This window comes from Ramlibacter sp. PS4R-6 (assembly GCF_037572775.1).
Taxonomy (GTDB): Bacteria; Pseudomonadota; Gammaproteobacteria; order Burkholderiales; family Burkholderiaceae_C; genus Ramlibacter.
In genome coordinates this window covers 3352086-3378374 of record NZ_JBBHKA010000001.1, presented here as the reverse complement: position 1 = coordinate 3378374, position 26289 = coordinate 3352086, and the positions used below count along the sequence as shown (strand labels likewise).

Sequence of the window (26289 nt, the reverse complement as noted above, 5' to 3'; positions counted from 1 at the left end):
CTGTAGGACGGCGCCACCCGGGGCTTACTGCGCGCTGAACGACCAGTTGCGCGCGACGGCCACGCCGTCCACCGTGCCGGTGAAATGCACGTCATAGGTGGTACCCGGGACCAGCGCCGACAGCGGGATCGCCGCAGCCGCCGACGTGGGCGTGTTGCCGTCGGTGGCGTGCGTCAGGAGGCGCGTGGCCAGCGCGGCGCCCCCGCGCGGGGTGATCGTGAGCGCCTGCACGGTGAGCGTGGAGCCCAGGTTGCCGTGCACGCTCACGGGGTAGCCCACGCGGTTCTGGCCGGGGACGGGGTCGGGCGACTCCTGGTCGCTGTTCACGCTGGCGGGCACGTCGGACTGCCCGTTGAACGGGTACACCGCCACGTTGCCGCGCGACAGGATGCGGTCCAGCCCGTTGGCCGCGAAATCGATGGTGACGTAGGTCAGGCCGCCGCCTGCGGCCGTGCCGGACCCCGCGCCGGCTTCCTTGAACATCGGCTCGAAGACGATGAAGCGGTGGTAGATGGCGCCGATCAGGTCGTCGGCCGCGACCACGCCCTGCGTGCCGCCCTGGCTTGCGATGACCTCGCCGTACGCGTAGCCCGCGCTGGCCGACAGCGAGTAGCCCGCAGCCTGCAAGCGGTCCGCTGCGCCTGCGCCCGTGAAGCCCGCCTTGCCGGCTTCCTCGAAGTGCGTGATGGTGTTGTTCAGGCCCTGGTAGTTGGAGTGGGCCTGCGCTGCGCGGTCGATCGCGGCGTTGCGCGACACCGCCAGCAGGCCGATCTGCTGGCGCCGCCAGTTGAAGCGGTTGATCGCGTCGGTGGCCGTGTCGCCCGTGACCGCGGGCGCGTTGGGATCGGTGGCACCGCTGACCGGCTGCGTGGCGACTGCGGCAGTGGAGTCACCGCCGCCGCCGCATGCGGCGAGTGCGAGCGAGAGTGCGGTGGCACAGGAGAGGGCGAGGTACCGATACTGCATGGTCGGCGCAGGATAAGGGACGCGCCGCCTGTAACTGAAAACCCCGTGCCGCGATTTGTTAGTGCATGCAACTGCTGTTGGTCCACGCGGCGACCTGGCAGATGGCGAGGAACACCGCACCCACTGCAGCGCCACCGACGGTACCGCCCGCCATCTTGGCGCGCTGCACCAGCGTGAGCGAGCCGCCGCGCTCCTGCAGCGAGCGCTGGATCGCCAGCGCCCCGGCGTCGTTGCCGATCAAATGGCTTTCCGCATAAGCGGAGTGGCCGCCGCCGAAGCCCTTGTTCGGGTCGGCGCCGGCGTCCAGCAGGATGCGGATGTTCTCGGCCTTGCGCGAGTGCACGGCGAAATACAGCGGCGTGCCCCACGGGGCGGGCTTGAAGCGCAGGGCGTCCTTGCCGGTGCCGAGCCGCACGCCGGGGAGCGACGCGATGTCCTGGTTCGGGTCCGCGCCCAGGGCCAGGAGCGCGCGCAGGCACTGCGTCGATCCGTGCGCGGCGCCGTGCAGCGCGGATGCCGGCTTCGCGCCGGCGGTGGCGAGGACGCGAGCGATGCCGGCCTTGTCCGTCCTGGCGTTGTCTTCCCACTGGCACGCGTGATTGAGCGCGGCTTCGAGCGAATCGACGTCGTACTTCTGCGTGGCCAGCGCTTTCGCCACATCGGCCGGGCTTTCCTCCACGGCGACGATGAGGCGATCCATGTCGGACGCGATGGCGCGAACCTTGAGCGGCAGCGATTTCGCGGGCGCGACGCCGGCATCGTTCGGGACCTCGAGTTCCACGGTGTAGTCGCCGGGCGGCAGGCGGCCCACGATGAGTTCGAACCCATTGGCCGATGCCGCGAGCGGGTTCGCGCACGGCACCGCCGGCACGCTGACCTTGATGCGGGCGCCTTCGCGGGTGAGCGACGTGCTGGGGCCGTCGGCGCAATGCCCTTCGGGCACGGCGCCCGTGATGACGCCGCCCTTGAGGCGCACGGTGTGCCCTTCGGTCGGCTGCATCGGCAGCGCCTCGATGCGCGAGAGCGAAACCGCGTAGCGCACGGACTGCAGCTTGCTGGCCTTCTCGCGTTCCGCCATGCGGCGGTAGTAGTCGCCGTCGACTGCGCGCACTTCCTGCGCCGCGGCACTCATTGCCGCGAACAGCGAGAGGGCGAAGACCAGTGCGCGGCGCACGGCTTTCAGATCAGGCGTTCGTCCGGGCGTGTGATTTTTTTCAGCGGCGGGGTGCGGCCAGCCGACTTCAGCGGGATGTCGGTGTGCTTGTCGTCCCACACCGGGTCTTCCAGGCTGTCGAACACCTCGCGCAGCTTCTGCCCCCAGCTGGTGTGCAGCATGCGGTAGTAGGGGTTGGCCGAATCGATGCAGACGACCTGGTCGGTCTGGAAGGCATTGACCTGGTAGACCACGAGGTCCAGCGGCGGGCCCACCGACAGGTTGGACTTCATCGTCGAGTCCATGGACACCAGCGCGCACTTGGCGGCTTCGTCCAGCGGCGTGTCGGGCGTGATCACGCGGTCGAGCACCGGCTTGCCGTACTTGTACTCGCCGACCTGGAAGTAGGGCGTCTCCGCCGTGGCCTCGATGAAGTTGCCCGCCGAGTACACCTGGAACAGGCGCATGCCTTCGCCGCGGATCTGGCCGCCGAAGATCAGGTTGACGTTGAACTCCACGCCCGCGCGCTCCAGCGACTTGGCGTCGCGGTCGTACACGTGGCGCACCGCGTTGCCCAGCACGCGCGCGGCATCGAACATGCTCTTGGCGTTCCAGATCGTGAGCGTCTCGTCGTTGCCTTCCTTCAGCTGCTCGACCTGCAGGATCTCGCGCACCGACTGCGAGATGCTCAGGTTGCCGGCGGACAGCAGCACCATGAAGCGGTCGCCCGGCTTCTCGTAGACGATCATCTTGCGGTAGGTACTGATGTTGTCCACGCCCGCATTGGTGCGCGAATCGGACAGGAACACGAGCCCCGCATTGAGCTTGATGCCGACGCAATAGGTCATGGTTTCGTGTCTCCTAGCTTCTTCTTCAGCGCATAGAGCGCATCCAGCGCCTCGCGCGGGCTGAGCGCGTCGGGATCGAGCGCGCCCAGGGCCGCTTCCACGGCGCTGGGCGCCGGCGCCTGCGCGGCGGGAGGCGGCGCGAACAAGTCTACCTGCTCGCGGCTTTGTTCCTGGTGTTTCTCCAATGCCGACAGCGCGTGGCGCGCGTGGTTGACCACGCCCGTGGGCATGCCGGCCAGGCGCGCCACCTGGATGCCGTAGCTGCGGCTGGCCGGGCCCGGCTGGATCTCGTGCAGGAACACGATGTCCGCGCCCGATTCGACGGCGCTCACGTGCACGTTCACGGCGGCGTGGTGCTTGGCCGGGAACTCCGTCAGCTCGAAATAGTGCGTCGCGAACAAGGTGAAGGCCTGGGTCTTGTCGTGCAGGTGCGCCGCGATGCCCGATGCAAGAGCCAGGCCATCGAAGGTGGAGGTGCCGCGGCCGATCTCGTCCATCAGCACCAGCGATTGCGCCGTGGCCGAATGCAGGATCTGCGCGGCCTCGGTCATCTCCAGCATGAAGGTCGACTGCGCATTGGCCAGGTCGTCGGCGGCGCCGATGCGCGTGTGGATCGCGTCCATGGGCCCCAGGCGGCAGCTCGCCGCCGGCACGAACGAACCCATGGAGGCCAGCAGGCAAACGATCGCCACCTGGCGCATGTACGTGGACTTGCCGCCCATGTTGGGGCCCGTGATGACCTGCATGCGCTGTTTCGGGCCCAGGCGCGTGTCGTTGGGGATGAAGGCGCCGGCGCCGGTTTCGGCCAGGCGCGCTTCGACCACCGGGTGGCGGCCCTTGTCGATCTCGATGCCGGGCTCCTTCATGAACTGCGGGCGGCACCAGTTCAAGGTCAGGGAGCGTTCGGCCAGCGTCGCAAGCGCATCGAGCGAGGAGATGGCGCGGGCGAGGCGGCCCAGCGCCGGCACGTGGGCCTGCAGCTCGTCGAGCAGCTGCTCGTACAGGAATTTCTCGCGGGCCAGCGCGCGGTCCTGCGCCGACAGCGCCTTGTCCTCGAAGGCCTTGAGCTCCGGCGTAATGAAGCGCTCGGCGTTCTTGAGCGTCTGGCGGCGGCGGTAGTCCGCCGGCACCTTGTCCAGCTGGCCCTGCGTGACCTCGATGTAGAAGCCGTGCACCTTGTTGAACTGCACGCGCAGGTTGGCGATACCCGTGCGCGCACGCTCGCGGCCCTCCAGGTCCAGCAGGAAGCCGTCGCAGTTGTCCGCGATGGCGCGCAGCTCGTCGAGCTCGCCGTCGTGGCCGGTGGCGATGACGCCGCCGTCGCGCACCATCGCCGCGGGTTCTTCCATCAGCGTGCGCTTGAGCAACTCCTCGCAGCCCGCGGGCGGCGTGAGGTGCGCGCGGATCTCGGCCAGCAGGCCGTCGCGTGCCTCCAACCGGTGGGCCAGGGCCGTGGCCTTCTCCAGCGAGTAGCGCAGGCCGACGAGTTCGCGCGGGCGCACCTGGCGCAGGGCAATGCGTGCGGTGATGCGCTCGACATCGCTGCAGCCCTTCAGGTCGTTGCGCAGCACCTGCCACAGGCCTTCGCGCAGCACGTCGATCGCGTCGTGCCGCTGCGTGGCTTGCGAGCGCTCGCGGCGCGGCTCGAGCAGCCAGCACTTGAGGGCGCGGCTGCCCATGCCGGTCATGCAGGTGTCGAGCAGCGAGAACAGCGTGGGCGAATCCTCGCCGCGCAGGGTCTGCACGAGCTCCAGGTTGCGGCGCGTGGTGACGGGCAGGTCGATGAGCTCGTCGTCGCGCTGCACCTGCAGGCTTTGCACGTGCGAGAGCGCGCGTCCCTGCGTGTGCTCGGCGTACGAGAGCAGGGCGGCCGCGGCGGCGTGCGCGCAGAACATCTCGTCGGCGCGCCACGCGGTGAGGGTCGCGCTATTGAGCTGCTCCAGCAGCTTGCGCAGGCCCAGGCCCTCGTCGAAGCTCCACGCGGGGCGCTGGGCCAGGGAGAAGCCGCCGTTCGACTTAGCGGTCTTCAGCCGCTGCTCGAACGTGGGCGTTGCATCGGCGCTGTAGAGGACTTCGCTCGGCCCGATGCGGGCGATCCACGATTCCAGCTCGTCGCCCGCGCACTCGGCCAGTTGCAGCGCGCCTTGCGTCACGCTGAGCCACGCCAGGCCCAGCTTGTGGCGCGAGCCCTGGTGGACGGCCAGCAGCATCGCCTCGGCCTTGTCGTTCATCAGCTCGGTGTCGGTGAGCGTGCCGGGCGTGACGACGCGCACCACCTTGCGTTCGACCGGGCCCTTGCTGGTGGCGACGTCGCCGACCTGTTCGCAGATCGCGACCGATTCTCCCTGCTTGATCAGGCGCGCGAGGTAACCCTCGACGGAATGAAACGGCACGCCGGCCATCACCACCGGCTCGCCGCCCGACGAGCCGCGCTTGGTCAGCGTGATGTCCAGCAGGCGCGCGGCCTTTTCGGCGTCGCTGTAGAACAGCTCGTAGAAATCGCCCATCCGGTAGAAGACGAGCGTGTCGGGATGCTCCGCCTTCACCCGCAGGTACTGCGCCATGACGGGCGTGTGCTGCGGCTGCGGGGGCGCCGCGAGGTCGGTGGCTTTCATGCGGAAACGGGCGTAGGCTTTCCGGAATCTATCAGTTGCGGGCGCCGGCCCGGTCAAGGGCCCGCTGCCGGCGTGACGGACTTGTCTTCGAGGAGGGGTGGATGAAACGCGTGGTGGCCGCAATTTGCGCGGCCTTGCTGGTTGCGTGCAGTGCGGTGCCGGGCGGGCCGGCGCCGGCGCCGGCGGTGCGCATCGACCCGGCCGCGCTCCTGGCCCACATCGAAACACTGGCGTCCGGGCGTTTCGGCGGACGCCGGCCGGGCACCGAGGGCGAGGAGCTCACGGTGGCCTACCTGGCCGACACCTTCCGGCGCTACGGCCTGGCCCCGGGCAACCCCGACGGCACCTATGTGCAGGAGGTGCCCATCACGGGCATCCGCTCGACGGTCACGGCTTCCATTGCGGTGGGCGGCGGGCGCATCGACTGGGAACCCCGGCGCGACTTCGCGGGCGGCTCCGCGCAGCCGCGCGAGCACGTCGCCGTCGGCGCGTCGGAGCTCGTGTTCGTGGGCCACGGCATCGTGGCGCCCGAATACGGGTGGGACGACTACAAGCAGGCCGACGTGCGCGGCAAGACGGTGGTGTACCTGCTGGGCGAACCCGCCTTCCGTCCCGACCGCCGCACCTACTACACCACCCGCGACCACAGGCGGCGCATGGCGCTCGAGCGCGGCGCGGTGGCCTCCATCGCGGTGCACGAGCTGCAGCGCGCGGGCGGCGTGCCTTTCAGTGCCTTCGCCAGCCAGGTGGGCACGGAAAGGCCGGTGCTCATGCCGGCGGCGCAGCAGGAATTGCAGGTGGAGCTGGTCGTTCCCGTCGAACGCGTGCGCGAGCTTTTCGCCCGCGCCGGCCACGACTTCGAGGCGCTGCACGCGGCCGCGCAGCGCAGGGACTTCGCGCCGGTGCGGCTCGGCGCCGCGGTGGACTTCGACGTGCGCTCGACCTTGCGCACCTTCACCTCGCGCAACGTCGTCGCGCGCGTCGAAGGCCGCGACCCGCGGCTCAAGGGCGACGTGGTGATCTACACGGCGCATTGGGACCACCTGGGCGCCGCTGCGGCCGGCGGCATCTACCACGGCGCGCTGGACAACGCGTCCGGCACCGCGGCGATCCTGGAGATCGCGCGGGTCTTCGCGGCCTTGCCGCAGGCGCCGCCGCGCACCGTGCTCTTCATCGCGACGACGGCCGAGGAGTCGGGCCTGCTCGGTGCGAAGCACTACGTGGCCCACCCGTTCTTCCCGCTGGCGCGCACGGTGGCGGCCCTCAACCTGGACATCCTGAACGTGTGGGGACGCACCGAGGACTTCCAGGTGCCGGGCCTGGGCGACTCGGAGATCGACGACGCGCTGCACCTCGCCGCCGCGCTGCGCGGCCTGCGGGTCGTCGCCGACCGCACGCCGGAAGCCTTGTCGTACTACCGCGTCGATGCGTTCGAGTTCGCGCGCGCGGGCGTGCCCGTGGCGCACATCCGCACCGGCTACGACTTCATCGGCAAGCCGGCCGACCACCGGCAGCAAACCGTGGGCGCGTACGTCGCGAAGGACTACCACCAGGTGAGCGACACCGTCCGCGCCGACTGGGACATGGTCGGGGCCGCGGAGCACGCCGAGTTCGGCTTCGCCGTGGGCTGGCGGCTGGCGCAGGGCGGCCCCCTGCCGCAGTGGCGGCCGGGCGCCGAATTCCGGCGCCGTTGATTACTCGTCGCCCTGCGGAAGGTCGTCTTCGACCTGGGTGCCGGGCCGCGTCTTCGGGTCGACGAGGTTCAGCTTGTTCTGGCGCAGCTCGCGCTTTTCGGCGACGCTGGCGAACTTGCTGTACTTGTGCAGGATGGAAACGAGCTGCGCGTACACCTTGGGGTTGCCGGCCACGCACTCGCGCTGCTCGAAGAAATCGGGCTCGCCCGTGAAGTTGCCGATCAGGCCGCCCGCTTCGGTGACCAGCAGCGAGCCCGCGGCCACGTCCCAGGGCGACAGGCCCGTTTCGAAGAAGCCGTCGGTGAAGCCCGCGGCGACGTAGGCGAGGTCGAGCGCCGCCGCGCCCGGGCGGCGCAGGCCGGCGGTGCGCTGCATCACCTCGGCCATCATGCGCAGGTAGTTGTTGAAGTTGTCGCCGGGCCGGAAGGGAAAGCCGGTGGACACCAGGCTGTTCTTCAGGTCGATGCGCTTGGAGACGCGGATGCGCCGCTCGTTCATGTAGGCGCCGCGGCCCTTGGTGGCGGTGAAGAGGTCGTTGCGCGTGGGGTCGTAGATGACGGCCTGCTCCACGCGGCCCTTCACCTGCAAGGCGATGCTGATGCAGTAGACGGGGAAGCCGTGGATGAAGTTGGTGGTGCCGTCCAGCGGGTCGATGATCCAGATGTGGTCGCTGGACTGCTGGCCATGCGTCTTCCCGGATTCCTCGGCCCAGATCGCGTGGCCGGGGTAGGCGCCGAGCAGCGTCTCGATGATGGCCGCTTCGCTGGCGTGGTCCACCTCGGTGACGAAGTCGTTCACCTGCTTCTGCGACACGCGCACGGCTTCGACATCGAGCGCGGCGCGGTTGATGATGGCGCCGGCGGCGCGGGCGGCCTTGATGGCCACGTTGAGCATGGGATGCAGGTTGGGAGACGACATGGATTGTGGGAAGAACAAGTTGCGCCGGAGGCGGCCCGTCCACCGGCGATGCGGGGCGGCGAGAATGGGCGTGATTTTACCGTGACCTCCACCCGCTTCATCCTCATCAACACCAGCCACGCCGGCAACGTGGGCGCCGCCGCTCGGGCGATGAAGGTGATGGGCTTCGACGACCTGGTGCTGGTGGCCCCGCGCTGGCCCGATGTGCTGCAAAAGCCGGAAGCGATCGAACGGGCAAGCGGGGCGACGGACATCCTCGAAAAGGCTCGCATCGTGGGCACGCTGGCCGAGGCCGGCGACGGCATTTCGTACCTGTGCGCCACGGCGATGACGCCGCGCGACTTCGGGCCGCCGACGCAAACGCCGCGCGAGCACCTGCCGCCGCTGGCGCGGTCGCAGCATGGCGTGGGGTTCGTATTCGGCTCGGAGCGCTACGGCCTGTCCAACGAGGACGTGTACCGCTGCCACGTCGCGCTCTCGATCCCGACGAACCCCGAATACGGCTCGCTGAACATCGCCTCGGCGATCCAGGTGATCGCCTACGAGTGGCGCATGGCGCTCGGGGGGTTCGGCGTCGCCCCGTCGCCGCCGTCGCCGCACGCGGACGCCCAGGCCGTGCAGGGCATGCTCGATCACTGGGAACAGGCGCTGGTGGCCATCGGCTTCCTCGACCCCGCGGCGCCCAAGAAGCTCATGCCCCGGCTGAACCAGTTGTTCAACCGCGCGCAACCCACCCCCGAGGAAATCCACATCCTGCGTGGTGTCGCCAAGGCCATGGGCCAAGCGGGCACTAAAACAAAAAGCTAGACTGGCGTGGCATAAGCAAATACGCCATGTCCAGCATCCGTTCCGACATCCAGTGCATCCTCGACCGCGATCCTGCCGCGCGCAGCACGTGGGAGGTGATCACGTGTTACCCGGGGCTGCACGCGCTGGTCATGCATCGCATGGCGCACTGGTTCTGGACGCACGGGCTGCGCTGGCTGGGGCGCTTCACCTCGCACCTGTCGCGCTTCTTCACGGGCATCGAGATCCACCCGGGCGCCAAGATCGGGCAGGGCGTGTTCATCGACCACGGCATGGGCGTCGTCGTCGGCGAGACGGCCGAGATCGGCGACGGCTGCACGATCTACCAGGGCGTGACGCTGGGCGGCACCTCGCTGTACAAGGGCGCCAAGCGCCATCCCACGCTGGGGAAGAACGTCGTGGTGAGCGCCGGCGCCAAGGTGCTGGGCGGCTTCACGGTGGGCGACAACGCGCGCATCGGCAGCAACGCGGTGGTGATCAAGCCGGTGCCCGCGGGCGCGACCGCTGTGGGGATTCCCGCGCGCATCATCCAGGCCGAAGACACGGCGAGGCGTGAGCTGGCCGCGGCCAAGATGGGGTTCTCGGCCTACGGGATCACCGAGAACGACGACCCGCTGTCGCAGGCCATGAAGGGCCTGATCGACAACGCCGCCGGGCAGGAGCACCAGATCGCGCTGCTGTGGCAGGCGATCGAGAAGCTCTCGGAAGGTGGGCGGCAGGGCGATTGCGTGCCGGACGAAGCGGCCCTCAAGGAACACTTCCAGAAAGAGAAGCTGACGCAGCTCGTGGGCAAATAGGGGCGCTCAGCCCCCGCGCAGCTTCCGGTTTTCTTCCACCAGCTCCATCACGCGCGCATTGGTGGCGCGCAGGCGTTCCGCCACGCGCACCATCACCGCCGAGAGCAGGCCCACGGCGACGCCCGGCATCTCGTCGATCAGGCGCGAGAGCGACTGGCGGTCCAGCACGGCGATGTCCATGTCGGTGACGGCCGTGACGGTAGCCGAGCGCGGCTTGCCGTCGAGAATGCCCATCTCGCCGAACACGGCGCCGGGGCCTATCTCGCCCAGCACCACCGCCTCGCCGCTGGTGATCGCGTTGGCCACGATGGCCTCGCCCTCCAGCACCAGCGCCATGAAGCCCGTGCTGGTGACGCCCTCTTCTATGAGGACGGTGCCGGCGGCGACGTGTTCGGGCTTGAGCAGCTGCGCGATGTCCTGGGCGGCTTCGCGCTTGAGTTCGGTGAGGGCCGTCCGGGAGATCAGGAGCTCGGCGATCTCCAGCCGGGTCCATTCGCGTGTTTCGGTGACGATCGTTCCAGCCATGTGCGCCCCTCCTCTCGAGGCCGGCCCGGAACTGCTCCGGTCAGGTGCGTGCCGGGCGTAAGGCGGATTTTGGCCGGAATGCCTTGCAAACGCCATCGTCCGTTTCCAGGTACGGCCCGCCCACCAGGTCGATGCAATAGGGCACCGCGGCGAAGATGCCGGGCACCACCTGTGCGCCGCCTTCGGCCTTCAGGCCTTCCAGCGTCTCCTGGATGGACTTGGGCTGGCCCGGCAGGTTCATCACCAGGCTCTTGCCACGGATCACGGCAACCTGGCGCGAGAGGATGGCGGTGGGCACGAAGCGCAAGCTGATCTGGCGCATCTGCTCGCCGAAGCCGGGCATTTCCTTGTCGGCGATGGCCAGCGTGGCCTCGGGCGTCACGTCGCGCGGCGCCGGGCCCGTGCCGCCGGTGGTGAGCACGAGCGAGCAGCCCGCGTCGCACAGCTCCACGAGAGCCTTGCTGATCACTTCCTTCTCGTCGGGGATCAGGCGCGACTCAAAGGTGATGGGGTTCTTCAGCGCGCGCGTGAGCCAGTCCTGCAGCGCGGGCAGGCCCTTGTCCTCGTAGACGCCGCTGGAGGCGCGGTCGCTCACCGACACGATGCCGATCTTCACGGGGTCGAATTCACTCGTCGTGTTCGTCGCCGTCATGGCTCACCTCGCTCAAGTGCTGCTTGACGATCTGGAAGATGTCGCGGTACGCGCGGCCGTGGCGCGGCGCCAGGCCTTTCGACACCGCCTCCGCATCGGCCGGTGTTTCCTTGCGCGCCTGGCGCACCAGCGCGCGCAGCTGCTGCGTGTCGGTGCCGGGGTGCTGCGTGATCCAGCGCTGCACGGCCTCGTCGTCGGCGATCAGGTCGTCGCGCCACTTCTCGGCCAGGTGCAGCGACAAGGCTTCCTTCGCCGAACCCTTGTTCTGCTCCTCCAGCGCGTCGCGGATCGCCTGCAATTCTTCCGGCTCCAGCCCGCGCATCAACTTGCCGACGTACTGCGACTGGCGGCGGCGGCCCTCGAAATTGGTGATGCGCTTCATCTCGGCGAGCGCTTCGACGAGTTTTTCGGGCAACTGCAGGCGGTCGAACAGGCCGGCGCGCAGCGTGAGCAGCTGTTCGCCGAGCTTCTGCACCTCTTCGCTCTCGCGCTTGAGGTCGGTCTTGCTGGTTTCACCCTTGAGCTCAGCCTTGAGCTGCAGGTCGAGCTCGCTGCCTTCCGCGACGAAAGTGCCGCGGACCCAGTAGCCCTTCTTCGGTTTGCGTGACATAGGCGACGGCTATCATAGTCGCCGCAATGAAAACAACAGACCAGCCCGGGCGGGGATTCACCTACAGCCGCGCGCAATTCGAACAACTCGTCGACGCCGCGCTCGCGCACGCCAGGAAGCTGGGCGCCACCGACGCCGGCGCGGAAGCCTCCGAGGGCTGCGGCCTGTCGGTGTCCGTGCGCAAGGGCGAGCTGGAAAACGTCGAGCGCAACCGCGACAAGTCGCTGGGCGTGACGGTGTACGTGGGCAAGCGGCGCGGCAACGCCAGCACGTCGGATTTCTCCGCCGCGGCGATCGAGCAGACGGTGCAGGCCGCCTACGACATCGCGCGCTTCACGGCCGAAGACCCCTTCGCGGGCCTGCCGGAGGCGGGTGACATCGCGGGCGCCGACGAACAGCCCGACCTGGACCTGTTCCACCCCTGGGACATCACCAGCGAAAAGGCCGCGCAGATCGCGCTCGAATGCGAGGCCGCCGCCTTCAAGACCGACAAGCGCATCACCAACAGCGAAGGCGCCGGCGTGTCGGCGCAGCAAAGCCATTTCTTCTCGGCCCATTCGCGCGGCTTCCGCGGCGGCTATGCGAGCTCGCGCCATTCGGTGTCTGTGGCGCCCATCGCGGGCAAGGGCGACGACATGCAGCGCGACGCCTGGTACACCTCCATGCGCGACTCGCGCGAGTTGGCCGATCCGAAGGCGGTGGGCCGCTATGCGGCGGAGCGTGCGCTGTCGCGCCTGAAGTCCCGCAAGATCACCACGCGCGAGTGCCCGGTGCTGTTCGAATCGCCTGTGGCCGCTGGCCTCATCGGCGCGTACGTCCAGGGCACCAGCGGCGGGGCGCTGTACCGCCGCAGCAGCTTCCTGGTCGATTCACTGGGCAAGAAGGTCTTCCCGGACCACGTGGACCTGGTCGAGGACCCGCACGTGCGCCGCGGGAAGGGCAGTTCGGCGTTCGACGAAGAGGGTGTGCGCACCAAGGCGCGCAAGGTCGTCGACGCCGGGGTGGTGCAAGGCTATTTCCTCTCGAGCTACTCGGCGCGCAAGCTGGGGATGAAGACCACGGGCAACGCGGGCGGCTCGCACAACCTCACGCTCACGTCCAAGCGCACGCAGCGCGGCGACGACCTCGACGAGATGCTGCGCAAGCTGGGGCGCGGCCTGTTCGTCATCGAGCTGATGGGGCAGGGCGTGAACTACGTGACCGGCGACTACTCGCGCGGCGCGAGCGGCTTCTGGGTGGAGAACGGGAAGATCGCGTACCCCGTGCACGAGATCACGATCGCCGGGAACCTGAAGGACATGCTCGGCGGCATCCAGGCGATCGGTTCGGACACCTACAACTACGGCGCGAAGACCGTGGGGTCGGTGCTCGTCGGGAAGATGAAAATCGCCGGCTCTTAGCCGGCAAGCGCTGCCTTCACGGCCGCCGACACCTGCCCCATGTCGGCCTTGCCGGCCAGGCGCTGCTTGGCGGCGCCCATCACCTTGCCCATGTCGCCCGGGCCCTTGGCGCCGACTTCCGCGACGATGGCCTTGACCTCGGCGGCGACTTCCTCGGCCGACAGGCGCGCGGGCAGGTAGGCCTGCAGGACGGCGGCTTCGGCCTTTTCCTTGTCGACCAGGTCGGTGCGGCCGGCCTTCTCGAAGGCCTCGATCGAGTCCTTGCGCTGCTTGAGCATCTTGTCCACGATGCCCACGATGGCGGCGTCGTCCAGCGTGATGCGCTCGTCCACTTCCTTCTGCTTCATCGCGGCCGTCAGCAGGCGGATGGCGCCCAGGCGATCGGTGTCCTTGGCGCGCATGGCGGCCTTCATGTCGTCGGTGATGCGGTCCTTGAGGCTCATGGTCATCCTTGGCTGAAAAGAAAAAACCTGCCGCGAGCGTCCCCGGGGCAGGTTTCCTGGGGCAGGGCCCCGGTGCTTAGTAGAGCTTCTTCGGAAGCTGCATGCTGCGAACGCGCTTGTAGTGGCGCTTCACGGCGGCCGCCTTCTTGCGCTTGCGCTCGGCGGTGGGCTTCTCGTAGAACTCGCGGGCGCGCAGTTCGGTCAGCAGGCCCAGCTTCTCGATGGTGCGCTTGAAGCGGCGCAGCGCCACGTCAAACGGCTCGTTTTCCTTCACTCGAATGGTCGTCATTCAAATCCTGAATTCAGTGCGCCGGGGGGAAGATCGAGGAACCCCGGCTGGGGGTCCCCACCACATGATCGATCGAGGCCGGTGGGGGATTGCCAGCAAAGCCCGAGATTATAGCCGCAGCGCGGCAGCCGGCAACTAGGCCTCCAGCTTGGCCTTGAGGAACCCGCCGTGGCCGTACCGGGTGACGGCGCTGTAGTAGCGGGTCGTCAGCCGGTCGACCATGGCCGACCAGGCGTCCACCAGGCCGGGCGAGATCGTGAAATTGTCATAGTTCACGACGGCGGCCACCTTGTCCTCGGGCGTCTTCACCACCGGGTCGAGCAGCTGCTGCACGGCCGCCTCGACCTCATCCACGCCCGAATGGGTGTGGACGGACATGCCTTCGAAATCGATGAAGAGCATCTTCTGCGCATCGTCCAGCTGCAGGCGCTGGGCCAGGGGCTTGGCCAGCAGCCGGTCGCGCAGGCCCAGCGGCGCCGAGCCGAAGATGGCGAAATCCATGGGCTTCATCTGGGGGCTCACGGCCGGCTTGAAGGCCATCTTGGCCAGGATGTCGCGCTCCAGGTCCAGGCCCGGCGCGATCTCGATGAGCTCCAGCCCGCCTTGGGGCGCCAGCTGGAAGACGCAGCGCTCGGTCACGTACAGCACGCGCTGGCCGCGGCGCAGGGCCTCGCGGCCGCTGAAGGTGCGGTGCTCGACCTCCTTGACGAACTTCGGCTGGTCGCCGGCGAGGAAGGTGCCGACGAAACACACGGTCTTGGCGTTCTGGCTGATGTTGATGAAGCCACCGGCGCCCGCGAGACGCTTGCCGAACTTGCTGACGTTCAGGTTGCCCTCGGCGTCGGCCTGCGCCAGGCCCAGCACCGCCAGGTCCAGCCCGCCGCCGTCGTAGAAGTCGAACTGGTTCGGCTGGTCGATGATGGCCTGTGCGTTGACGGCGGCGCCGAAGGACAGGCCGCTGGCGGGGATGCCGCCGATCACGCCCGGTTCGGCGGTGAGCGTGACGAGGTCGATCACGCGCTCCTCCGCCGCGACGGAGGCCACGCCCTCGGGCATGCCGATGCCCAGGTTCACCACGCTGTTCGCCTTGAGCTCCAGCGCGGCGCGCCTTGCGATGACCTTGCGCTCGCTCATGGGCATGGGCGCGAGCGTGTCCATCGGCACGCGGATCTCGCCGGCGTATGCGGGGTTGTAGGGCTCGGCGAAGGTCTGCATGTGGTGGGCCGGGTCGGTGGCGACCACCACCGCGTCGACCATCACGCCGGGCACCTTGACCTGCCGCGGGTTGAGCGTGCCGCGCTCGGCGATGCGCTCGACCTGCGCGATGACGATGCCGCCGCTGTTGCGCGCGGCCATGGCGATGGCCAGCGCCTCCAGCGTCAGCGCCTCGCGCTCCATCGTGAGGTTGCCGTCGGGGTCGGCGGTGGTCGCGCGGATGATCCCCACCGAGATCGGGAAGGCCTTGTAGAACAGGTACTCCTGCCCGTCGATCTCCATCAGCCGCACGATGTCGCCCGTCGTGCGGGCGTTGATCTTGCCGCCGCCGTGGCGCGGGTCGACGAAGGTGTCCAGGCCCACGCGCGTGAGCGTGCCGGGCTTGCCGGCCGCGATGTCGCGGAACAGGTGCGCGATCACGCCCTGCGGCAGGTTGTAGGCCTCGATCTCATTGGCCACCGCCAGCTTCTGCAGCGCCGGCACCAGGCCCCAGTGCCCGCCGATCACGCGCTTGACCATGCCGGCATGGCCGAAGTGGTTGAGGCCGCGCTCCTTCCCGTCGCCCTGGCCTGCGGCGTAGACCAGCGTCAGGTCGCGCGGCGATCCCGTGCCGGTTTCGGAGCTGGCCGCGAGGAAGCGCTGCTCCAGCGCCACGGCGATCTCCTCCGCGAAACCGATCCCCACGAAGCCGCCGGTGGCCACGGTGTCGCCGTCGTGGACCAAGCGGACGGCCTCGGCGGCCGTGACGACCTTGTTGCGGCGGGCGCCGGGGGTCGCCTGTTCGTGCAGGTTGGTGTGCATGCGCCGATGATGGGCCGCCGGGCGGCCGGGGCGCAAGCCAGTAGTCTTACTAGCCGGTAGAAGCCCGTTTGGCGGGCGATTCGGCGACGGCAGCCACGCCGCGGAGGACGTCGCCGACGACGATCACCGAGGGGCTGGCCAGTTGTTCGCGCTCGATGGTGGCCTGCAGCTGGCCCAGGGTGGTGACGGCCTCGCGCTGGTCGGGCAGCGTGGCGCGCTGGATGATCGCAACCGGCGTGGCCGCGGGCAGGCCCGTGAGCAGCTCCTGCTGGATGCGGCCCGCGCCGCTGACACCCATGTAGATCACCAGCGTGAGCTTGGCGTCGCGCGCCGCCTGGGCGAGCGCCTTCCAGTCGATGCCTTCGGCCCCCGGGTGCGCATGGCCGGTGACGAACACCACGCCGTGCGCGTGCTCGCGGTGCGTGAGCGGGACGCCCAGCGACGTGGCGGCGGCCAGGCCCGAGGTGATGCCGTTGACCACCTCCACCTGGACGCCGGCTTCGCGCAGGTGCTCCACCTCCTCGCCGCCGCGGCCGAAGATGAAGGGGTCGCCGCCCTTCAAGCGCACGACGTTCTCGCCTTCGCGCGCGGCCATGACCATGAGTTTCTCGATGAAGGCCTGCGGCGTGCTCTTGCAGCCGCCGCGCTTGCCGACCTGCACGACGCGTGCCCCGGGCGCCGCGAGGGCGGCGACTTCGGGGCTGACGAGGTCGTCCACCAGCAGCACCGTGGCGGCCTGGATGGCCTTCACGGCCTTGATGGTGAGCAGTTCGGGATCGCCGGGGCCGGCCCCGACGAGGGTGACCTTCCCGGGCTTGAAAGTGTCGGCATTCACGGCCTTGTCTCCTGTTCTTGGGATGCCTTCGCCAGACGCAAGATATGTTCCACCTGAAGGGTGATCGGCGCAGGGACGGGCCGCTTGCCCGACAGGAGGTCGCGGATATAGGCCGCGGTGGTGTGGGGGGCCGTGTCCGCCGGCAGGTCGGGCAGTTCCGTGACCGTGCCGGGCTGATCTTCCTCCAGCAGGCGGCGCTTGCCGCGCAGGAAACCCTCGAGCTTGCGCACGCGGCGCGGGTCGGCCACCGGCTCGCCCTCGGTGCCGCGCAGGAGCAGGGCCGTCGAGCCCATCAGCTCGTAGACCTCGCCCATCGAGACGGCGTACTCCGGGTGCGTGTAGCTGCCCACGACGATGGCTTCGCCGGCGCTGGGGTTCATCAGCTTCACCAGGCTGTGCGAGGAGTTGCGCAGGCCCACCGTGCGGCGGACCTCCAGCAGGCGCTGCAGGCCGGGCGACAGCACATGGGTCGGCACATAGGCGAGTTCACCGGGAGCGATCGCATGCACTTGCGACGAGGGCTTTATGTCGAGCGCCTCGAGCACGTGCGACACGAACACGCGCGTGCCCTCGGTCTGTGCGCCGTGGATCAGGACCGGCAGGCCTTCGCGCGCCACGAGCAAGGCCAGCAGCGGCGTGAGCAGCGGCAGCTTGCGCGCGCCGTTGTAGCTCGGCAGCACCACCAGGGGCGCGGGACCGGCGGGGATGCGGGTCATGCGTTCGTACGTCGCTTCCAGGAAGCCCGCCATCTCCTCGGGCGTTTCGCCCTTCACGCGCATCGCGATGCAGAAGGCGCCGAGCTCGAGGTCGGTGACCGAGCCATCCAGCACCTGCCCGAAGAGGTCGCGCGCCTGCACGCGGCCCAGCGCTCGCGCGCCGTCCTTGCCTCGGCCGATCTCCCGGATGTACTGGCTGATGCCCATGGAAGTCATTGTCCCAGAGCACTGATGACTTGCGGCTATATGCTGAATTGCGGCTGGCCCGCGCGGACCATGCGTTTCAGCTCGGGCACGCACGAGCCGCAGTTGGTGCCGCACTTCAGCGTCGCTTGCAGTTGCGCGAGGCGCTGGTCGTCGTCGCCCTCCGCTTGCGCCAGACACGACTGGATCTGCGCATCGGTCACGTTGAAGCACGTGCAGATCGCGCGGCCGCGGGATGCCACGGCGACGGGCGGCTTCGCACCGGGCGCGAGCAGCGCGCGGCCGTACGACTGCGCCGGCAGCTCGTCTTCGAGCAGCGTCTTCATCCACGCCTGCGCGCTGGTGTCGCCCGCCAGCAGGAAGGCTTCGAGCTTCGCATCGGCGCCTTGCCGCACCAGCCGCACCGTGCGGCGTTGCCCCTTGCGCTTGTCGGCGTAGCGCAGTGCGTCGGCTGCATCGAGGCCGAACAGGGCCTCGATGCGCGCGACGATCTCCTCGGGTGGTGCTTCGTAAGCGGCGGCGCGCAGCAGCAGGCCGGTGCGGGCGTGCCCGAAAGGCACGCAGGACGCGAAGGGGAACATGCCGGCGGCGCGGCGCAGTTCCTCGCGCGCGGCAAGCGCACGGTCTTCCGGCAGCCAGCCGATCACCAGCATCGACCACGGCAGGTCGGCCTTCAGGATCTTGACGGCGGTGTGCTTCAGCTCCGGCTGCTTCGACGTGGGGCAGTACGCGCCAGTGGTGAGCGCGTTCACGCCCGCGACGCGCTCGCCGGTGCTGCTGCAACCGGACAGGTACTCGGCGCCCCAGTGCATGGCGATGAAAGCCTGGCTCAGCGGCACCTCGTCGCTGGCCTGCGCGGGCAGCAGCAGCGAGCCGCGGCGGCTCGTCACGTGCACCAGGTCGCCTTCGCCGATGCCGCGGCGGTCCATGTCCTGGGCGTGCAGTTGCACGGCCGGCTCGGGGACGTGACCGAACAGACGCCCCAGCGTGCCGGTGCGGCTCATGCCGTGCCACTGGTCGCGCAGGCGCCCCGTCGTGAGCGCGAAAGGGTAGCGGGCATCGCGCGGCTCCGCGACCGGCGCATAGCGCACGTTAGCGAACTTCGCCTTGCCGTCGGCGGTGGGGAACACGCCGTCCTCGTACAGGCGCGCCTTGCCTTCGGTCTCGCCTTCGCGCATCGGCCATTGCAGCGGCGACGCATCGAGCCGCGCGTAGCTCATGCCGGTGATGTCGAGGTCACGCCCGCGCGTGGTCTCGCGGTGTTCGTTCCACACCGACTCGGGCGTGTCGTAGGCAAACAGCCTGGTGCCCTTGCCGAGCCGGCCTTCGAGGCGCCGCGCGAATTCGACGGCGATCTCCCAGTCGTGGCGCGTGCTGCCGGGCTTGGCGATCGCGGGCCGCACGCGGCTGACGCGACGCTCGCTGTTGGTGACGGTGCCGTCCTTCTCGCCCCAGGTCGTCGCGGGCAGCAGCAAATCGGCGTAGTCGCAGGTGGCCGTCGTGGCAAACGCTTCCTGCACGACGACGAACTCGGCGCGCTCCAGCGCGCGGCGCACGGTGGCCTGGTCGGGCATGGACTGCGCGGGGTTGGTGCAGGCGATCCACAGCGCCTTGATTTCGCCGTCGGCGGCGGCCTGGAACATGTCCACGGCCGTCTTGCCGGGCTTTTCGGGTACCGAGGGCACGCCCCAGAACGCGGCGACTTCGGCGCGGTGCTGCGGGTTGGCCAGGTCGCGGTGTGCGGACATCAAATTGGCCAGGCCGCCCACTTCGCGCCCGCCCATTGCATTGGGCTGGCCCGTGAGCGAGAAGGGGCCGGCGCCGGGGCGGCCGATCTGCGCGGTGGCCAGGTGCAGGTTCACCAGCGCCGCGTTCTTGGCGGTGCCGCTGCTGGACTGGTTCAGGCCCTGGCAGTACAGACTCAAGGTGGCCTTCGAGGTGGCGAAGAGCTTGGCCGCCTCGAAGAGCGCGTCCTTGCCGACGCCGCAGGTCTGGGTGACGACCTCGGGCGTGCAGTCGCGCACCGTGGCCTTGAGTTCGTCGAAGCCGTTGGTGTGCGCGGCGATCCAGTCGGGCTTCGTCCAGCCTTCCCACAGCATCACGTGCAGCATGCCGTTGAACAGCATGACGTCGGTGCCGGGCTGGATGGCCAGGTGCAGGTCGGCCACGCCGGCCGTTTCGGTGCGGCGCGGGTCGACCACGACGATCTTCAGCGCCGGGTTCGCCGCTCTTGCGTCCTCGATGCGGCGGAACAGGATGGGATGCGCGTAAGCCGTGTTGCTGCCCGCGATGAACAGGCAGTCGGCGTGTTTTACGTCGTCGTAGCAGGCCGGCGGGGCGTCGGCGCCCAGCGTCTGCTTGTAGCCCGCCACCGCGCTCGACATGCACAGGCGCGAGTTGGTGTCGACGTTGTTGGTGCCGATCAGGCCCTTGGCCAGCTTGTTGAAGACGTAGTAGTCCTCGGTGAGCAGCTGGCCGGAGATGTAGAAGCCCACCGCGTCCGGGCCATGGTCGCGGATCACGCGCGCGAAGCGGTCGGCGGCGATGTGCATCGCCGAGTCCCACGTGATGCGCACCGGTTTCTCGCTGCGGGCTTCGCGCAGCATCGGGTGCATCAGGCGCACCTGTTTCGTCACCGGCGCCGAGGCCGTGAGGTGCAGCGTCGAGCCCTTGGTGCACAGGCGGCCGAAGTTCGCGGGGTGGTCGGGGTCGCCGCGCACGCCGGTGATCTGGTCGCCTTGCGACGTGATGATCACGCCGCAGCCCACCCCGCAGTACGGGCAGGTGGACTTCGTTTCCTTCATCTCACTTCACCGGCCCGGCCTTGGGCGGCTCGACGTCGATGGCGAGGGTGGCCAGTTCCACGGGGTCCAGCAGCACGTCACCGCCTTCGACGCGGCACGAGAACTTCGTCGTGCAGCCTTCGTCCGGCGATTTTGCGCAGCCGTCGTCCAGGCCGATGGTCCAGTTGTGCAGCGGGCACGCGACGCTGGTGCCGAAGACGATGCCCTGCGACAGCGGCCCGCCCTTGTGCGGGCAGCGGTCCAGCAGCGCGAAGACCTGGTCCTGGTCGTTGCGGAACACGGCAACGGGCATGCCTTGCGGACGCGCGACGCGGCGCGCGCCGAGCACGGGGATTTCGTCGACGCGGCAGATCACGGTCCAGTCGTTCATTTTCATGCGGCCTCCGTCACCGGCTGGATCGGGATGAACTGCCGCTTGTCGACTGCGGCCTTGTCATGCTCGAACCACGGGTCGGGTTCGCCGTCCAGCGAGAACTGCAGCTGCGCCCACAGCGCCTTGCGCCCTTCGGCGTCGTCGAGGATCTTCTTCTTGACGTAGTCGAGCCCGACGCGGTTGATGTAGTGCACGGTGCGCTCCAGGTACCAGCCTTCCTCGCGGTACAGCTGCAGGAACGCGCCCGAGTATTCGAGGACTTCCTCGGACGACTTCACCTTCACGAGGAAGTGCGCGACTTCGGTCTTGATGCCGCCGTTGCCGCCCACGTAGATCTCCCAGCCGGAATCCACGCCGATCACGCCGACGTCCTTGATGCCCGATTCGGCGCAGTTGCGCGGGCAGCCGGAGACGGCCAGCTTGACCTTGTGCGGGGCGTACATGCGCCACAGGGCGCGCTCCAGGTCCTTGCCCATCTGCGTGGAGTCCTGCGTGCCGAAGCGGCACCACTCCGATCCGACACAGGTCTTCACCGTGCGCAGCGCCTTGGCATACGCATGGCCGGAAGGCATGCCGATGTCCTTCCAGACGTTCTGCAGGTCTTCCTTCTTCACGCCCAGCAGGTCGATGCGCTGGCCGCCGGTGACCTTCACCGTCGGGATCTTGTACTTGTCGACCACGTCGGCGATGCGGCGCAGCTCGTCGGCCGTGGTTTCGCCGCCCCACATGCGCGGGATGACGGAGTACGTGCCGTCCTTCTGGATGTTGGCGTGGCTGCGCTCGTTGATGAAGCGCGATTGCGGGTCGTCCTTGGCCTCCTTCGGCCAGGTGGAAATGAGGTAGTAGTTGACCGCCGGGCGGCAGGTGGCGCAGCCGTTGGGCGTGCGCCAATCCATGAAGCGCATCGTGTCGGCGATGGTGAGCAGCTTGTTGGCCTTGATCGCGTCGCGCACGTCCTGGTGGCTGTGGTCGGTGCAGCCGCACAGCGCCTTCTTCTTGGGCGCGGCGGAATAGTCGCCGCCGGCCTGGAACATCAGGATCTGCTCGACCAGGCCCGTGCACGAGCCGCAGGAGGCACTGGCCTTGGTGTGCTTGCGCACCTCGTCCAGCGTGAACAGGCCCTTGTCCTTGATCGCCTTGCAGATCGAGCCCTTGGTCACTCCGTTGCAGCCGCAGACCTCGTCGGTGTCGGCCATGGCGGCCGCCTTGCTCTGGCCCTGGTGGCCGGTGTCGCCGATGTTCGACTCGCCGAACATCAACTTGTCGCGCAGGTCGGTGACGTTGCGGCCTTCGCGCAGCAGCTTGAAGTACCAGCTGCCGTCGACCGTGTCGCCGTACAGGCACGCGCCGACCAGCTTGTCATCCTTGATCACGAGCTTCTTGTAGACGCCGCCGAAGGGATCGCTCATCACGATCTCCTCGCAGCCGTCGCCGCCCATGAAGTCGCCGGCGGAGAACAGGTCGATGCCTGTGACCTTGAGCTTGGTCGACGTGAGCGACCCGGTGTAGCGGCCGATGCCGAACTGCGCCAGGTGGTTCGCGGCAACCTTGGCCTGCTCGAAGAGCGGCGCGACCAGGCCGTACGCGATGCCCCGGTGGGCCGCGCATTCGCCCACGGCGTAGATTCGCGCGTCGGTCACGGTCTGCATCGTGTCGTTGACGACGATGCCGCGGTTGCAGTGCAGGCGCGCGCTCTCGGCAAGCTCCGTGTTGGGGCGGATGCCGACCGCCATCACGACGAGGTCGGCATCGGCCACGGTGCCATCCTTGAACTTCACCGCTTTCACGCGGCCGTCTTCCCCGCCCACCAGCTCCTGCGTCTGCGCGCCGATTATGAACTTCAGGCCGCGCTCCTCCAGCGACTTCTGCAGCAGCTTGCCGGCCACGTCGTCCAGCTGGCGCTCCATCAGCCACGGCATGACGTGCACCACGGTGACGTCCATGCCGCGCTTCATCAGGCCGTTGGCCGCTTCCAGGCCCAGCAGGCCGCCGCCGATCACCACCGCCTTCCTGTACTGCGTGGCGGCTTCGATCATCGTGTTCGTGTCCGCGATGTCGCGGTACGCGATCACGCCCTTCAGGTCCTTGCCCGGCACGGGCAGGATGAAGGGGTTGGACCCGGTGGCCAGCAGCAACCGGTCGTATGTCTCCTCGGTCCCGTCTTCTGCGCGCACGACGCGGCGGATGCGGTCGATCTCGACCACCTTCTTGCCGGTGTGCAGCTTGATCTGGTTCTGCTCGTACCACTCCCACGAGTTCAGGACGATCTCGTCGAGCGTCTGCTCGCCCGCCAGCACGGGCGACAGCAGGATGCGGTTGTAGTTGGGGTGCGGCTCGGCGCCGAACACCGTGATCTCGTGCAGGTCGGGCGCGATCTTGCGCAGCTCCTCGAGCGTTCGCACGCCCGCCATGCCGTTGCCGATCATCACCAGCTTGGATTTCTTCATGCCTGGACTCCTTCAAATTCGATTCGCGCCGTTACGATCCCGCCATGGCCCTGGACGTGGACATCGGCTGGCACAGCGCGCGCGGACCTCGCGAGAACAACGAGGACTTCGTCGCCGCGCTGCGCCCGGACGCCCGTGACGAGGCGCGCGGCCTGATCGCCGCGATCGCCGACGGCGTGTCGGCCGGCGGCGGCGGGCGCGAAGCCGCGCAGACCACCGTGATGACGCTGCTGCAGGATTACTTCGGCACGCCGGAAACCTGGGACACGAGCGTGTCGCTGGACCGCCTGATCGCCGCCCAGAACGCGTGGCTGGCCGCCCGCAACCGCCGCAACCCCGGCGACAGCGCGATGACGACGCTCACGGCGATCGCCCTGCGCGGCCACAGCTACACGCTGGCCCACGTGGGCGATTGCCGCGCCTGGCTGCTGCGCGGCGGGCAGTGCGAGGTGCTGACGCAGGACCATGTGTTCGACCACCCCGACATGCGCAGCCGCGTGACGCGCGCCGTCGGCCTCGACGAGCACGTGCATCCCGACTACGCCTCGGGCGAGCTGCGCCCCGGCGACGTGTTCGTGCTGACCAGCGACGGCGTGCACGGCGCCTTGCGCACGGCGCGCATCGCGACGCTGCTCAAGGCCGAGGGCGGGGCGCAGGTCATGAGCGAGGCGCTCGTCGGTGCCGCGGTGGAAGCGGGCACACGCGACAACGCGAGTGCCCTGGTGATCCAGGTGCGCGAACTCGCCAGCGCCGACTTGCCCGACGCGATGCTGCGCGCGCACAGCCTGCCGGCCGCGCCGCGCCTGAAGGTGGGCGACGAGCTCGACGGCTTCGTCGTGACGGCGCTGCTGCGCGACACCGGCTTGCACCGCCTCTACCAGGCCCGTGACAGCGCCACCGGCCAGCTGGTCGCGATCAAGACGCTGCACGAGTCGCGGGTGAACGACCCCGAGGAGCGCGCGATGCTGGCGCACGAGGCCTGGCTGGGCCAACGCCTGGCCGACGTCGAAGGCTTCGTCGCCGTGCGCGAACAGGCCGGTGCCAGCGCGCTCTATGCCGTGTTCGACTGGCATGGCGGCACCACGTTGCAGCAGGCCTTCGAGCAGAAGCAGGTTTTCACCGTCTCGCAGGTGGCGCAGGGCGCGATCGCCATCGCGCGCGCACTGGGGCGATTGCACCGGCTGGGTGTGGTGCACCGGGACGTCAAGCCCGGCAACCTGCACCTGGGCGACGACGGCGTGTGGCGCGTGCTCGATCTCGGTGTGGCCATCTCCGGCCGCGAACCCGTGGAGCAGCGCAGCCTGCATGCCGGCACGCCCAGCTACATGAACCCGGAACAGTGGGACGGGGAGGCCGCCCATGCGGCCAGCGACCTGTACGCGCTGGGCGTCACGCTGTACCAGTGGCTCACCGGCCACCTGCCTTACGGCGAGATCGAGCCCTACCAGCGCGCGCGCTTCAAGCGCGACCCGCGCGCGCCCTCGCGCCTGCGGCCCGACGTGCCGATCTGGCTGGACCACGTGGTGCTGAAGGCCGTCGCGCTCGATGCGCGCCAGCGGTTCGAGACCGCGGAGGAATTCGTGCTGGCCCTGGAACGCGGCGCCTCGCGCCCGCTCGACGCGGCGCGCGCCACGCCGCTCATCGCGCGCGATCCGGCGAGCCTGTGGAAGGTGGCGCTCGGCCTCTCGGTGGCGCTCAACCTCCTGCTCGTGTACTGGCTGCTGTTCCTGCCGCGCTGAAGTCATTTCAGGCGCTCCGTTCCCTGTGAATGGGTGCAGAGGGCGAGGGGGCGGCGGGACGCGCGCGCCCGCCCTTCTCGGCCCAGGTGCGCGTCCAGCGGATCTGCATCATGCGCATCACCGCGAGGACGACCAGGGCCGCCACCGCGAAGACCAGGAAGCCCCAGCTGTAGCTGCCCATGTTCTGCTTGGCCGCGCCCATCACGTTGGGCACGAAGCCGCCGCCCAGCGCGCCGACCTCGCCGATCATCGAGCCGGCCACGGCCGTGGTCGTCGGCCAGCGCAGCGGCACCAGCTGGAACACCGCGCCGTTGCCCGCACCCAGCGCCGCGAAGCACAGCATCAGCAGCAGCGTCGTCGCGGCGAGCGAGCGGTCGAAGAAGGCCACGCCGAAGAGCGATGCCGCGACCACCAATAGCACCACGGTCAGCGTGTTCACGCCGCCCCAGCGGTCCGACAGCCAGCCGCCGACGACGCGCAACGCAGCCCCGGTGAATGCCGCGAGCATGGTGAGCTGGCCCGCCTGCACCTTGCTGACGCCGAACTGGTCGAAGTAGTAGGAGGGCAGGAAGCTCGTGAGGCCGATGAAGCCGCCGAAGGTGATGGCGTAGATCAGGTTGAAGGCCCAGCCGTCGCGCTCGAACAGGCAGGCGATGTGCTCGCGGAAGGAAGCGTGCGGGTCCACGTCGTCCGGCTCGCGCGCGAAGACGACCATCACCACCATCGGGATGAGGATGGCGACCGCGGCCACGCCATAGACCGCCTGCCAGCCGAGCCACTGCGCCAGCGGCGGGGCCACCAGCACCGAAACCGCCGTGCCCACGTTGCCCGCGCCGACGATGCCCATCGCCAGGCCCTTGTGCTGCGGCGAGAACGAGCCCGCGCCCAGGGACAGGGCCACGCCGAAGCTCGCGCCCGCGATCCCCAGCAGCACGCCCATGGCCAGCAGGTCGTTGAAGCTCTTGACGAAGAACAGGCCGAACAGCATGGCCACGCAGATCATGGCCATCTCGACCAGCGTGGCCTTCTTGCGGCCGATGTACTGGGCGAGCACGCCCAGGGGAAAGCGCATCAGCGCGCCGGCGAAGATCGGGATCGACAGCATCAGCCCCTTCTGCGCCGGGGAAAGCGCATAGGTCTCGCTGATGAAGGGCGCCATTGCGCCGTTCAGCACCCAGATGCCGCAGGAGAACCCGAAGTACAGGAACGCCGCGAAGAGCGTGGGTGCGTGGCCGTTGCGAAGAAAGAGTTTGAAGGTGCCCATGGTGTGTGTCCGAGTCCGATTGCCGGATGGAAACCACCCGGCCCCCTTGCGGGGACTCGCCAGCACACACCGTCGTGCGCACGACCGCCGTTGCGATGCACGGTCCGGGTGCAGCATCGCACCCTCGACCTTGTTGGCTGCACGAAACGTGCCAGCTTTGGTGACTCGGCCATG

22 protein-coding genes are annotated in these 26289 nt (G+C 68.9%); 5 read left to right on the top strand and 17 right to left on the bottom strand.

Annotated features, from left to right (window positions below):
* Positions 1-24 precede the first annotated feature (24 nt).
* The 4 genes from WG903_RS16745 to mutS are packed head-to-tail and all read right to left on the bottom strand — an operon-like array spanning position 25 to position 5582.
* Entirely contained in the window at positions 25-966 is a 942-nt protein-coding gene (locus WG903_RS16745) for a CAP domain-containing protein (protein ID WP_340077492.1), read from the bottom strand.
* A 58-nt stretch (positions 967-1024) separates the two neighbouring features.
* Positions 1025-2140 (bottom strand): hypothetical protein, encoded by a 1116-nt coding sequence (locus tag WG903_RS16740; RefSeq protein WP_340077490.1) that lies wholly within the window; start codon positions 2138-2140, stop codon positions 1025-1027.
* 5 nt (positions 2141-2145) lie between these two features.
* The gene (locus tag WG903_RS16735) at positions 2146-2967 is read right to left on the bottom strand and encodes a proteasome-type protease (protein ID WP_340077488.1); all 822 of its coding nucleotides are present in this window, start codon (positions 2965-2967) and stop codon (positions 2146-2148) included.
* Positions 2964-5582, bottom strand: coding sequence for a DNA mismatch repair protein MutS (mutS, locus tag WG903_RS16730; protein ID WP_340077486.1), 2619 nt, complete (start codon positions 5580-5582; stop codon positions 2964-2966). Before mutS ends, WG903_RS16735 begins: the two co-directional genes overlap by 4 nt.
* Positions 5583-5683: 101 nt before the next feature.
* Here mutS and WG903_RS16725 point away from each other — a divergent pair, with 101 nt between their 5' ends.
* A complete protein-coding gene (locus tag WG903_RS16725) occupies positions 5684-7276 on the top strand; it encodes a M20/M25/M40 family metallo-hydrolase (protein ID WP_340077484.1) in 1593 nt (530 codons plus the stop codon).
* Here WG903_RS16725 and WG903_RS16720 read toward each other — a convergent pair whose 3' ends face one another.
* The gene (locus WG903_RS16720) at positions 7277-8194 is read right to left on the bottom strand and encodes an inositol monophosphatase family protein (RefSeq protein WP_340077482.1); all 918 of its coding nucleotides are present in this window, start codon (positions 8192-8194) and stop codon (positions 7277-7279) included.
* Between the two features lie 81 nt (positions 8195-8275).
* Here WG903_RS16720 and WG903_RS16715 point away from each other — a divergent pair, with 81 nt between their 5' ends.
* Together WG903_RS16715 and cysE are read left to right on the top strand one after the other, a co-directional pair.
* Positions 8276-9001, top strand: coding sequence for an RNA methyltransferase (locus WG903_RS16715; RefSeq protein ID WP_340077480.1), 726 nt, complete (start codon positions 8276-8278; stop codon positions 8999-9001).
* A gap of 26 nt (positions 9002-9027) precedes the next feature.
* Positions 9028-9798, top strand: coding sequence for a serine O-acetyltransferase (cysE, locus tag WG903_RS16710; protein ID WP_340077478.1), 771 nt, complete (start codon positions 9028-9030; stop codon positions 9796-9798).
* Positions 9799-9804: 6 nt separating this feature from the next.
* Here the strand turns inward: cysE and WG903_RS16705 are convergent, their stop codons facing one another.
* Genes WG903_RS16705 through yjgA form a run of 3 tightly spaced genes read right to left on the bottom strand, consistent with a single transcriptional unit; the run spans position 9805 to position 11585 of the window.
* Positions 9805-10323: a Crp/Fnr family transcriptional regulator gene (locus tag WG903_RS16705; protein WP_340077476.1), complete on the bottom strand. Its 519-nt coding sequence runs from the start codon at positions 10321-10323 to the stop codon at positions 9805-9807.
* 40 nt (positions 10324-10363) lie between these two features.
* A complete protein-coding gene (gene mog / locus WG903_RS16700; RefSeq protein WP_340077474.1) occupies positions 10364-10975 on the bottom strand; it encodes a molybdopterin adenylyltransferase in 612 nt (203 codons plus the stop codon).
* Entirely contained in the window at positions 10950-11585 is a 636-nt protein-coding gene (yjgA, locus tag WG903_RS16695) for a ribosome biogenesis factor YjgA (protein WP_340077472.1), read from the bottom strand. The genes mog and yjgA overlap by 26 nt, the downstream gene beginning before the upstream one ends.
* 26 nt (positions 11586-11611) lie before the next feature.
* Here yjgA and pmbA point away from each other — a divergent pair, with 26 nt between their 5' ends.
* The gene (gene pmbA / locus WG903_RS16690; RefSeq protein ID WP_340077470.1) at positions 11612-12985 is read left to right on the top strand and encodes a metalloprotease PmbA; all 1374 of its coding nucleotides are present in this window, start codon (positions 11612-11614) and stop codon (positions 12983-12985) included.
* On the opposite strand, the gene WG903_RS16685 is transcribed toward pmbA, so the two are convergent.
* The 8 genes from WG903_RS16685 to nirB form a co-directional block, all read right to left on the bottom strand.
* Positions 12982-13428, bottom strand: a complete 447-nt coding sequence (locus WG903_RS16685) for a GatB/YqeY domain-containing protein (protein WP_340077468.1) — start codon at positions 13426-13428, stop codon at positions 12982-12984. The two genes, pmbA and WG903_RS16685, sit on opposite strands and share 4 nt — an antisense overlap.
* Before the next feature lie 76 nt (positions 13429-13504).
* Entirely contained in the window at positions 13505-13717 is a 213-nt protein-coding gene (rpsU, locus tag WG903_RS16680; RefSeq protein ID WP_012346814.1) for a 30S ribosomal protein S21, read from the bottom strand.
* 135 nt (positions 13718-13852) lie between these two features.
* A complete protein-coding gene (locus tag WG903_RS16675) occupies positions 13853-15733 on the bottom strand; it encodes an acyl CoA:acetate/3-ketoacid CoA transferase (protein ID WP_340077466.1) in 1881 nt (626 codons plus the stop codon).
* A 49-nt stretch (positions 15734-15782) separates the two neighbouring features.
* On the bottom strand, positions 15783-16568 hold the full coding sequence (gene cobA / locus WG903_RS16670; RefSeq protein ID WP_340077464.1) for a uroporphyrinogen-III C-methyltransferase: 786 nt from the start codon (positions 16566-16568) through the stop codon (positions 15783-15785).
* Positions 16565-17491, bottom strand: coding sequence for a DNA-binding protein YbiB (gene ybiB / locus WG903_RS16665; protein ID WP_340077462.1), 927 nt, complete (start codon positions 17489-17491; stop codon positions 16565-16567). Before ybiB ends, cobA begins: the two co-directional genes overlap by 4 nt.
* A gap of 35 nt (positions 17492-17526) precedes the next feature.
* Complete coding sequence (locus WG903_RS16660) at positions 17527-20292, bottom strand: nitrate reductase (RefSeq protein WP_340077460.1); 2766 nt, start codon at positions 20290-20292, stop codon at positions 17527-17529.
* Position 20293: 1 nt separating this feature from the next.
* On the bottom strand, positions 20294-20662 hold the full coding sequence (gene nirD / locus WG903_RS16655) for a nitrite reductase small subunit NirD (RefSeq protein WP_340078269.1): 369 nt from the start codon (positions 20660-20662) through the stop codon (positions 20294-20296).
* 2 nt (positions 20663-20664) lie between these two features.
* Positions 20665-23112 (bottom strand): nitrite reductase large subunit NirB, encoded by a 2448-nt coding sequence (gene nirB / locus WG903_RS16650; protein WP_340077458.1) that lies wholly within the window; start codon positions 23110-23112, stop codon positions 20665-20667.
* A gap of 44 nt (positions 23113-23156) precedes the next feature.
* Here nirB and WG903_RS16645 point away from each other — a divergent pair, with 44 nt between their 5' ends.
* Positions 23157-24851, top strand: a complete 1695-nt coding sequence (locus tag WG903_RS16645; RefSeq protein WP_340077456.1) for a bifunctional protein-serine/threonine kinase/phosphatase — start codon at positions 23157-23159, stop codon at positions 24849-24851.
* A 7-nt stretch (positions 24852-24858) separates the two neighbouring features.
* Here WG903_RS16645 and WG903_RS16640 read toward each other — a convergent pair whose 3' ends face one another.
* Positions 24859-26115: an MFS transporter gene (locus WG903_RS16640; protein ID WP_340077454.1), complete on the bottom strand. Its 1257-nt coding sequence runs from the start codon at positions 26113-26115 to the stop codon at positions 24859-24861.
* Positions 26116-26289: the final 174 nt, after the last annotated feature.